The following is a 9932-nucleotide window of genomic DNA, read 5'->3' as shown; positions in this document are numbered from 1 at the left end:
TCAATAGCGGAGCTCAGAGAAGACTGAGATTTGTTCAGGTTATTCTGGGTCAACAGCGACAGGCTGTTTGTATTGATAACTTGTGCCATAAAATATTCCTTTTGGGTTATTACGCCAGGCTTGCCTGTGTCATTCAAGTTATCGTCATCAATCAATTAAACTTTACTATTTTTTTTAATCTCAACAACTAGCTGTTTCCAAATGAACTTAAACAAAACCAACCCTTAAACCTGGTGGATTACTTCTTTTCTTTGCTGCTTTTGCGAGGGCATTTTTCTTAAAAATGTAAAATACACCCGACACAGAAACTGTCACTCTCCGTAATCACTTGAAATTAATTTTCTTGCTAAGAATTATTTTTAATCAGCACTAAATTAGTCATTGTTAATGCCGATACTCAACTCGCCTATAATAAATTTGAACACAAAATAAGCATATCATTGCCCGCCCGTGCGGGCTTTTTTGTTTTTATCATCACATAACAGGACAGTCATCAAACTCCCCCAGCCTCGCATCATTAATGATGTAGGTGATCACCCCGAACACCGGGAGCGAAGTGCCATATCCTTCATTTTCGGCTGGTATCGCTTCCCTTCTCCCGTTCTCTAGGTTGATCAGGTGCGGCTTCGGGTGCGTCCGGTATCGCTTAATCCTGAATTCTCCATCCATCGCACATATCAACAACGAACCATCGCATGGCGATAAAGATGAGTCGATAACCAGCAGCGCACCGTTCAGTATCCCTTCACGATAATACGAAGCTGCAGCCCGCATAAAATACGTTGCTGATGGATGGCGAATAAACTGCTGGTCGAGGGAGATTCGTGTTTCAACATAATCTGCCGCAGGTGATGGGAATCCCATGTCAGTACCCTCTCTTGAATGACGGATAGAAATACAGTATAAATACTGTATATCTATCCAGTAAAGAGGTAATGCGCAATGTTCGTGGAACTCGTTTATGACAAACGGAATTTTGATGGTCTGCCAGGTGCAAAAGACATCATTCTGGGCGAATTGACTAAGAGGGTTCACCGGATTTTCCCGGATGCTGATGTCCGGGTAAAACCGATGATGACACTGCCGGCGATCAACACTGACGCCAGCAAGCATGAGAAAGAACAAATAAGCCGTACTGTTCAGGAAATGTTTGAAGAGGCTGATATGTGGCTGGCAAATGAATAATGTTCTGCAATCCTGCACAGCCTACGCAGGCGGGAGAGCGGGCCAGTTAACATGCTCAGGGTCAGTTGTCACATCGACCGCCTTAACCTCGTTTTTATAAGCCATCCACGCCGACAGTTTAGCTTTGTTGGCGTCGCTGATTTCACCCAGCATCAGCTCTGTTCGCCAGTCGAGCATTACTTTATCGGCACTGGCCAGCAACTTACTACGCAGTTTTTCAGCGTCAACTATCGCTGCATTTCGCTGCGCGTCGGCATCTGTAACCCACTTGCTGCCATCCCATTTATCATACTGAGTGGATGGCGCAACGGTTGTGTAACCAGAACGAATCTCCCCTATGTAATCAACGAATTCCGGGGTTCTGTCCATAGTCGAATAGACCGTAATGCCGCGATGGTCTGGCTGTTGCTCCCAGTCAGTACCGTTGAATACAGCGACAAATCCCGACCGTTTCTCTCCCGGATCTATATCAGTTGAATGCCCTGGCATACTGACACCAGGATGAATAAATTCATCAGAGAACCCGCAGTATTCTCCCGTGGCTGCATCATAGTAAAAGCAGACGACATTCCCCGGCACAATAGCCAGTCCATTTTCATCAAAAACAGGTTTCATTATTTTGCCCTCACCAGACAGTTAAATGCTATTGAGCGTGGTGCGGTTTCACCGGCGCCACCGCTCTGCGTTTTTGTATATATTTTTGGCGTGGCCACATCATTTTCTACCGTGACCCAGGTAGAAGAGAAATTGTCCACGCCAACATTAATCCTGCCTGTTGGTAACACATGCGTATGCTCCTTGAGGCGTGAGTCCGCCCACCCCAGTAATGGCTGTGTCGGGTTCACGCCGCGCCCATCGTCAAAAATACGAATAAAATCCCCCCGCATATCAGGAATAAACAGACCCGGCCACATCAGCGCCAGTTTTGGATATTCGGCGGCAGAGAACGACGTATTATTGGTTTTCAGAAATACCATGTTTGACCATTCCGGCACGACCGTATTTGGCATTGCAGCCAATGACCAGTAAAACGGGATTCCAATAGGGGGAGCGCCTGCTCCCAAACCAAGGTTTGTGAGAGCCGTAGAAATCGCCGCTGCACCATCTGATTTGATATCGGCAAATGGGTTTGCACGGCTCAGTGTGAGTTTTTGAATGGCTTTTAAAACCTGAGTCATATCGTTAATGTCGAGCGCCAATCCTGCTGACTCTACGATATGCGCTAACTCTTCCTGCATGGCGTTAAACGCTGCTGCCCGCAGCCTCGTTGCGGCAATACCACCAGCAATACTTCCATCAGTATATTTGCCATCCTGCGTTGCAGTGGCTTCGACTTGCCCGATTCGGAGCATAGTTAATCCTCACTTAGTGTTAAGCGATAAAATCAGAGGGGGAAATATCAGTTATGAATAATTGAAAATGATGTTCAGATGGGATGGGGCAATTTTGTTGATTGAACACTCCAGTTGTTTATTGCCCCACGATGCGAGCGGATCTCCGCAGTAGGACGCGCCAGCAAGCGAATACTTGATCGTTGTTTGTGGCGCATTTATCCGCCAGGTAAATGGCCACTCGTCACCGTTAAGCGCATCACCGCATACTGACATGCCACTCATAGCGGGCCGGAACTGTGTGATAGTGATGGTATAACCAAGAGCTGCAGCCACCCGGATGTAATAATCGCGGTTCAGGCCGCCGGTGCTGATTAACTTTGCCACCACGGCGCGCTGGCGATCGCTGACGCCACCGGATTCACCAATCGCACAATCATCTGGTAACCCCAGAGAGCTTTCCCATTCTGACAACATTACCGTCGCTGTAGGGGGAAAAGCACCAGTAATCAGGCTTTGCGCATCGTTGTCAGAACGCTGAAACGCGCTGCCCAGTGCCCGTAATACCGCAGCCTGTACCGTTTTTTGCGATCTGGGCCACGCCCTGCCCGTCGGCAGCAACGCGCCAAGCGCACCGGCATAATCATTTTTTGAAAAGAGGCTCATACAAAATTCACCCCGCCAAGCACCGGAATTTCGCCAACAGCAAAGGTGATATTGGCCATCGGAGAGTTAAGGATATAGCCCGTCGTGCCACTAACACCGCCGATACTCCCGTTAATATCAGAGAGGTAAACTTTCCCGGAACCATCAGGGTTAGCCTCATCAAAAAACAGCGCCGTCAGCGCGTCTTTTATACCCTGAACTGTGGTGCTGTCGGCATTTTTGATACCAGAGATTTCAATATTGATGACTTTCTTGATCGGGGAACATACGAAAACAATGGCAGTGTCTGTCTGCTGCGGATAGATGTGGTCGGCGACAGCGAGCTGGTCTCCGGTGGCTTTAACAGCCCCCCAGTCCTCAAGTTGGGATATTCCATCGGTACCGACCGGAAACCCACCATTGTCATTCCGATCACACATGATATACACGCCAACGGTCCCGGCCCCGTTCAGACGCCGCTTTACCCACGCGCGGGTGACGCCCGAAACCTCAAGCGCCCATTTTTTATAATCGGCGTCGCTTCCACCCTGAGGCGGATTCTGCCATGCCAGCAAGCCACGACTGCGAAAGTCCTCTTCCGTTTCAATATCGGCTCCGCCGGTCGCAGCGGACAGTAACGTTACCTGTGGATCCACGCCAGCAATATTCGCGTCCAGGGTCATTATGGTCCCGGCATCAGCGTTACCGCGCGCGCCTCCACCCGTTACATCACTGGTAATATCCGGCAGGATGGCCGTCACCGCGACGATACCAAATCCATCTGCCTGAATTTTAAGATCTGCATCCGTCCGGTACTGGTATCCGTCCCCGCGGTTAATGATCGAGCCAACAGGGATAATACTGTCAACACTGCCACTAGCCTGTACCGCAGGCGACTTCGCCGCTGCAGCTGGTTTTCTGAATACCTGCTTAAGGGCCATCCACCCGGCGAGATACTCATCGGTAGAGGTAAACGGGTTTGTCTGCAGGGCAATATAGTCAAGGTAGGCGTAATGCAGATGCCCCATCCCCGCATCCATGTCAGCCAGTACCTTCAGGTTCGCGAAGCGCAGGAGCGCACCAACATCCTCAAGCTCCGCCTGCATAAATTTCCGGTTTCCGTCGCGGAGTTCGCTCAGCGTCGGTCGTTTAAACGGCATATTAACGTTGCTCCCATATCCAGTAAAACCTGAATTCCTGCCAGTCCTTCCCCGGTGCCTGATAGCGGATAATGAGATTGAGCCGGTCAGGCAGGACGATCCTTGCAACAGGAATAACCTCGCTGACAACGCCATCAACCTTTAACCAGTTGAGCGCTTCACTCGAGTATTCCTCCGCTTTTTTTGCTACATCCGGGGTCAGTTTTTTCCGCCGTAGCAGCCAAAGCCGGGATCCCAGTTGGGATTCCTCCCCGGAATCCCCCCACCAGCCGCGGCGATCGCTATCCTCATAATCATCGTCAGCGCGCGCCAGCCTGTCGGTAAACAGGCTGTCCAGTATTGCAGTCTGTAAATCGTTCCCCGTGGTGAGTTCACCCAGCCCTTTCTGCCAGTCAGCAAACATCTCATCCACATTCCAGAATGAAGCGATGTCACTCATGTCACCTGATCCTCTGTTTTTTGGCTGCGGATATTGTCATTGCCACTCTGGGCATTTTTAACCACATGATCATGGTCATTATGTGCATCCCGCAGCTCTTTCAGTGTTCGGGTATTGGTTTCACAGTTATCAACAATGTCACCCGTGCACCTCAGGATCGGGGTATTTGCAAGGATCCCCTGGCTGGCATTGATGGTCACGTTAGTGGCGTTATTGACCTCAACATTCTGGCCCTTTGCATCCAGGAAGATCCCCTTCTCCGTCAGGAGAATATTAAGGCCCCACTGGTTATACATGACCGTTTCGCCCGCTTTCAGGCCTGTATGACGGAACCCCTGATGGTTGGACGCAATTACCACCGCGCTGGAACGATCACCGCCAATAAAAGCCAGAACCACGTCAGTCCCTGACGGCAGGCCGGATGAAAAACCAAATTCAGCCATCCGCGGTGCGCTGGCCACCTCCAGCGGAGTCTGGTACTGGATTGACTGCACCACCCCACCATCTTTCATAGCCGTGATCCGGCCAATCCCCAGCATGCCGGCGATCCTAGTCGCTGCATGTTTAAATAGTTGCTTCATGTATTGAATCCCGCCAGGTTCTGGTAGAAGGCATATGGCTGAACGGCGAATGCTTCAGGCGGCATCAGCGTCATGCGTGCATGGGTGCCGTAGTCATCGCGCATATAGGTGACTTCTGCCAGTAGCAATTCAGTCTCCGGCAACCGTAAGGTGGGAAGATCAACGGGGATCAATGTGTTTGGTTCCCACAGTTTCCCGTCTTTATCCCGCCAGGAATCGATGGTTACCGAGAGCTGTTTTGAACGTCCGTACCGCCGGTTCATTTCCCAGTCGATCGCACTTTGTGCCTGTTGAGTAGCCATCAGGGTACTTTCCACAATCGATATATGTTTTCGGTACCGCATACGGGCGGCCTCCGGATCTCTCGCCGTTGCCAGAGTCACAGCGTCATAGGCCGTATCAGGCGAATACCCTGCAATTGGAGAAACGCTCATTGATACACCGACATAATCTGAAAACCTGTCAGCCATCGATTTGCGGTAGTATGCCTGCTCGACATTTACCCCTTCGGCTATCCCACTCGCCGCACGACGTGTTCCCACCCGGGTCAGTAACAGGTTTCCATCGGGCTGATCGTAGTAAAGCAGAGCAGACCATCTGGCCACCCGATCGATGACTTCTTGCGGAGACTCACCCCAGTTCAGAGTGAACTGGGGTACCTTCACAAGTTCATCAACATCCGTGGTTACGGTGATGCCGTAGTAGGATGCCAGGCGAGAAGCAATTTCAAGCGCATTACTGGCATTAATGACGTTGTTAGGCCACTCAGCTGAGCAATCCACCAGGTCCTGACATTTGCTCCTGCCCGTGGCGCGGACCTCATGGCGGGAGCGCGATAGTGCGGGTTCCCAGTCATCAACATATCCCGTCAGTGTCAGATCATCTCCGATACGAACTTCACAAGACATTCCCTCTTCAACGAGTTGACGATCTTCGTTGCCAGGGAAGTAATCCATTAGCCCAAGATCGAAATCAGAGGGAAAACGCTCAATACCCCGCGTTACCCGGACAGAATCCCACCCCTCGATGATTTTGCCGTCGACCGTCAAAGAAACAACATCCAGATCGCTGTCTGCATTCATTGCCTCAGTACCTTCATGGTTGTCGGCATAAACGCCGGATGCGCTACGCGCGCTTCCTGTACCAGTTCATCTGCACGGGTGGCATCCTGGTATAATCGGTTTGCCAGCGTCAGCGCCGGAAGCGGCTGAGCGGTAGTAACCTGCAGAAGCTCGCTCAGACCAGAAGCACGCTCACTCATCGTAGAAAGGAATGCCGATCTGACGGCGAGAAGCGCGTTATACATATCATCGTCCGCGCGGTCTCCAGCCAGAACCAGCGCCGTATCAAGTTGCACAGAAACTCGTTGAGTTAACTCTTCTGCCTCGTCTGTACTGGCTGGTCTGGAGTCCGCAGCGGCACTGGTCATGGCACCAGTACATAGCACAACAATCAGCGTGTTCATGGTCGCCGAAATCGCTTTGCTGCTGTCGGACTGCTGGTACTCCGTGCTGATTGAATTAGCTAGTTTTTCCAGCGCTGTGATTCGGTCATTAACGCTGCCGGCGCTGTTAAGAATTGCGTTTACCACGTCGGCGACGCCCTGGACAAACTCATCAGGTGTGTTGGAGCTGCTAAGCTGGCTCGACCTGTCGGTAACATTTTTCCGGTCCATTACCGACTGGGCTGTTACCTTGTCAGCCAGTGCTCTCTCATCATCCACATCAGCAACTGACGATTTGCCAGCAACAGCAGAGGAACTACCGCCCACAGAGCCTTTACTGTAACGTCCGTACCGGGTATTCCCGAACGTGGAGTTCAGGACATTGCTGAGATTCGTGACCTGACTGATGGTGCTGTCAACCATGTTAGTCCAGAACGTGACCGTGCCTCTGATGGTGTTTATAGCCTGTGTGACACCGCGGATTTCACTCTTAACCCTGGCAATCGTGCTCAGCACAGCAGTGCTGACCAGTTTCAGATAGTTGGTTTTCACCGTGGCGCCTGCAACGGTACTGCCCGTGACGGCAAACACTTTAAGCCCTGATTCAATTGCCATCAGAGTAAATTCAAATACTCGCCCGTTCTCCATCGACCCGGAAATACGCAAACCATTCTCAGGGATGGAAACCGTTAATTCTCCCAGTGTAGGATGGACAAGCGTACCGCTTCCTTTTTTTTCACAGGCAGCAATGAGCGACTGACGTTGAGTGATAACATCACCACCACCGTAAACCTGACTGTTCTGGATGATAAATCCGCGGAGAACAAAGCGCCGGGTTCCCCGACCAAGATCCTCTATCCAGGCCGTATCCCGATAAGGGTATTCATGTACAGCCTGACGTCTGCCGTGGCTACCTTCTTCCATCACCATGGCGAAAGGCACACCACGAAAGGAACTGGATCGTATTAATCCCCGCCAGTCATCGTTGTCACCGCCCCCCATCAGTGCAGTTATTGCATTCTGGATAATTGGCATCAGGTCTCCTGAAATAAAAAAAACCGCCACCTGGCGGTTACCGTATATACAATGACAGTTGAAAATGATCAGTAAGACATGGGTAACGTTATTCTTCCGCCATCTTCGGCGCTGTATTCCCTTCGCCCTCCCTTCCCGTCGATCATGGTGATCTCAAGTTTCAATTTTTGCTCAGCCATCGCACTCATGAAGGAGCGCGTAATATTATCGGTAAGGGTCTTATCTGGTCCCGAACGCTGCAACTCTGGCTGAATGATGGATTCCCGATTTCTGTTCTGCGAGCCTGAGAGAATATCAGTTTCATCACTCGGGTTACTAAGAGTGCTGGAGTCACGATTTCCAGTTTGCGAACCTGAGATAATATCATATCGCTGTTGAGCCAGCACATCCGGATTTCTCTTCCCTGACCACCGATCATCAGTAATGGCGGTCTGGATGGCGTTTAGCAGTTGTTCCTCAGTATAAGGTTGTGCGCCATTCTCATGTTTAATCATGGCTGCCATTATCGTTTTTAATGTTTCCGGATCGTGCAGATTTACTTGCTCTTTGGCTCCATATCCAGTGGCTTTTGAGACGGAGTCAATATATGCACGAGTATTATTCTCTGATTGCGGAGCATAGGTATGAATAATCCCATCCAGAGTATTATTCCCCCTGTCACCATACAACATCAGCTGTCTCGCCATTGCAGTTCTTCCGTCGGCATCATTCGCAAAGGTAGAAAATCCGCCATTTTTACCCGTTGCGTTTGCTGCAACCCTCAAATTACCGGGATTATTATTTCTGAAGCCAATTGCGTTATTCCTTGTTTCCCCGTAAGGAACATTGCCGCGTGCAACGTTGGATTGTGGCTGGCTGATAGCGGATAAGTCATTCTGCAATTGAATCGCAGAATCGGTCGCGCGGTAATTCGCATCGTACCGCTTTCTTACAGCATCAGTCATGAAACCCGCGTCAACCTGCCCACGTTCACTGCGGGGTAAGCTGTTATAAAGTTCCTTATCGTTCTGAATGCGCCGTAGTTTCTCAGCATCATTGCTGTTGATAAAACCGAGAGCATGAGACAGCCCAGTAAAATCACCATTAGTGAACAGATCGGTAACACCTTCAAGGCCGTCTTTGACTGAACCATCCGAAAGAATGGTCTTAAGTGCCTTGTTTTTTGAACGTTGCCACAGACCATCCCAGGATGCGCTGAGCTCATTCATAGTGCCGTTCACTTCACTCAATTGCTGATTTAGTGCCGGATCCACAGTCAGACCAAACTCATCAGATTTAGCCAGCAGCGTTTTCATGCGCTCACCTTCACGCATTAACGCCAACATTTCTGGCGTCAGCCCAAGAGCATCCGCTACGGACTTTTGTTGCTCAGGCCGCAACGAAGGGAAGACACGAGCAATCTCCTGTAATGTTTTTAGCGTATCAACAGAACCATCATTATTTTTCTGTATCTGAACACCGATCTGTGCGAGCGCACCAAGTACCTGCCCATTCGCGCCACTGGCGGCTTCTTTCAGCGTTTTCGCCATACCATCGATAGAAGCATTGGCACTTTCACTATCAGCGCCAAGGATGCGCATCGCTCCAGCAAGACGGGAAAAATCGTCTACACGCATACCGGCATTCTTTGATGAAACGTCCAGGTTATACGCTTCCCTGGACGCTTCGCGAAAACCGTAGGCCACCTGTTTAAGCCCGTACCCTGCAGCACCAGCAATACCGAGTGAACCCAACTTACCAGATAGCTCCCCAACCATTTTCAAGGGAGGAACCATATCCCCGATAAGCTGCACGTTGTCCCTGGCCGTTTTAGACAGATTTTCAAAACGTGAAATAAAGCCATTCAGCCCATCAACTGTTTCCTGCCCACCTAAATGAAGCCCTTCTTTCGTTCTATCGAGTTTAGGTTCAAGCCCACGGATAGCTTCATTGATACGGTCAATAACATCACTGACCTGATCATTTGCCACCAGCTCAAAATCAAAGACATTACTCATCGTCTTCAGGTTTCCTGAGTTTGTTGATCCGGGATGCCTGGGCTATCCACCATTTCAATCGGGCGCGGGTCATTCCCCACGCCCTATCTTCTGTCCATCGAAAGTAAAACGTGAC

General features: G+C 50.3%; 12 protein-coding genes. 2 read left to right on the top strand and 10 right to left on the bottom strand.

All coding sequences use genetic code 11. The features are described from left to right. Window positions 1-191 (top strand): hypothetical protein (locus RYZ59_RS22655; protein WP_318050822.1); only part of this gene is annotated, 191 nt, incomplete at its 5' end. Between the two features lie 283 nt (window positions 192-474). On the opposite strand, the gene RYZ59_RS22650 is transcribed toward RYZ59_RS22655, so the two are convergent. Further along, the gene (locus RYZ59_RS22650) at window positions 475-864 is read right to left on the bottom strand and encodes a S24 family peptidase (protein ID WP_202038366.1); all 390 of its coding nucleotides are present in this window, start codon (window positions 862-864) and stop codon (window positions 475-477) included. Window positions 865-942: 78 nt separating this feature from the next. Between RYZ59_RS22650 and RYZ59_RS22645 the strand changes: the two genes are divergently transcribed. Next, entirely contained in the window at window positions 943-1185 is a 243-nt protein-coding gene (locus RYZ59_RS22645) for a DinI family protein (RefSeq protein ID WP_202038365.1), read from the top strand. Between the two features lie 21 nt (window positions 1186-1206). Here the strand turns inward: RYZ59_RS22645 and RYZ59_RS22640 are convergent, their stop codons facing one another. The 9 genes from RYZ59_RS22640 to RYZ59_RS22600 all read right to left on the bottom strand — a co-directional run bounded on the left by RYZ59_RS22640 (window position 1207) and on the right by RYZ59_RS22600 (window position 9817). Beyond that, complete coding sequence (locus RYZ59_RS22640) at window positions 1207-1800, bottom strand: tail fiber assembly protein (RefSeq protein WP_202038364.1); 594 nt, start codon at window positions 1798-1800, stop codon at window positions 1207-1209. Beyond that, window positions 1800-2537: an integrase gene (locus RYZ59_RS22635; protein WP_318050818.1), complete on the bottom strand. Its 738-nt coding sequence runs from the start codon at window positions 2535-2537 to the stop codon at window positions 1800-1802. Before RYZ59_RS22635 ends, RYZ59_RS22640 begins: the two co-directional genes overlap by 1 nt. Before the next feature lie 51 nt (window positions 2538-2588). After that, complete coding sequence (locus RYZ59_RS22630) at window positions 2589-3182, bottom strand: YmfQ family protein (protein ID WP_001515583.1); 594 nt, start codon at window positions 3180-3182, stop codon at window positions 2589-2591. After that, window positions 3179-4321: a baseplate J/gp47 family protein gene (locus tag RYZ59_RS22625; RefSeq protein WP_016237005.1), complete on the bottom strand. Its 1143-nt coding sequence runs from the start codon at window positions 4319-4321 to the stop codon at window positions 3179-3181. Before RYZ59_RS22625 ends, RYZ59_RS22630 begins: the two co-directional genes overlap by 4 nt. 1 nt (window position 4322) lies before the next feature. Continuing rightward, complete coding sequence (locus tag RYZ59_RS22620) at window positions 4323-4760, bottom strand: phage GP46 family protein (RefSeq protein WP_001279799.1); 438 nt, start codon at window positions 4758-4760, stop codon at window positions 4323-4325. Next, window positions 4757-5341: a phage baseplate assembly protein gene (locus RYZ59_RS22615; protein ID WP_023568807.1), complete on the bottom strand. Its 585-nt coding sequence runs from the start codon at window positions 5339-5341 to the stop codon at window positions 4757-4759. Before RYZ59_RS22615 ends, RYZ59_RS22620 begins: the two co-directional genes overlap by 4 nt. Beyond that, window positions 5338-6423, bottom strand: coding sequence for a phage baseplate assembly protein (locus RYZ59_RS22610; protein ID WP_001515585.1), 1086 nt, complete (start codon window positions 6421-6423; stop codon window positions 5338-5340). The genes RYZ59_RS22615 and RYZ59_RS22610 overlap by 4 nt, the downstream gene beginning before the upstream one ends. Then, window positions 6420-7820 (bottom strand): DNA circularization protein, encoded by a 1401-nt coding sequence (locus tag RYZ59_RS22605; protein WP_181633600.1) that lies wholly within the window; start codon window positions 7818-7820, stop codon window positions 6420-6422. The genes RYZ59_RS22610 and RYZ59_RS22605 overlap by 4 nt, the downstream gene beginning before the upstream one ends. Window positions 7821-7888: 68 nt before the next feature. Continuing rightward, window positions 7889-9817, bottom strand: a complete 1929-nt coding sequence (locus RYZ59_RS22600) for a hypothetical protein (RefSeq protein ID WP_318050808.1) — start codon at window positions 9815-9817, stop codon at window positions 7889-7891. Window positions 9818-9932 lie beyond the last annotated feature (115 nt).

Source organism: Citrobacter sp. HN-141, from assembly GCF_033341895.1.
In the GTDB taxonomy this organism is placed as follows: Bacteria; Pseudomonadota; Gammaproteobacteria; order Enterobacterales; family Enterobacteriaceae; genus Citrobacter.
Note: the sequence above shows the minus strand (reverse complement) of the source record. Positions and strands in the feature narration are given on the sequence as shown.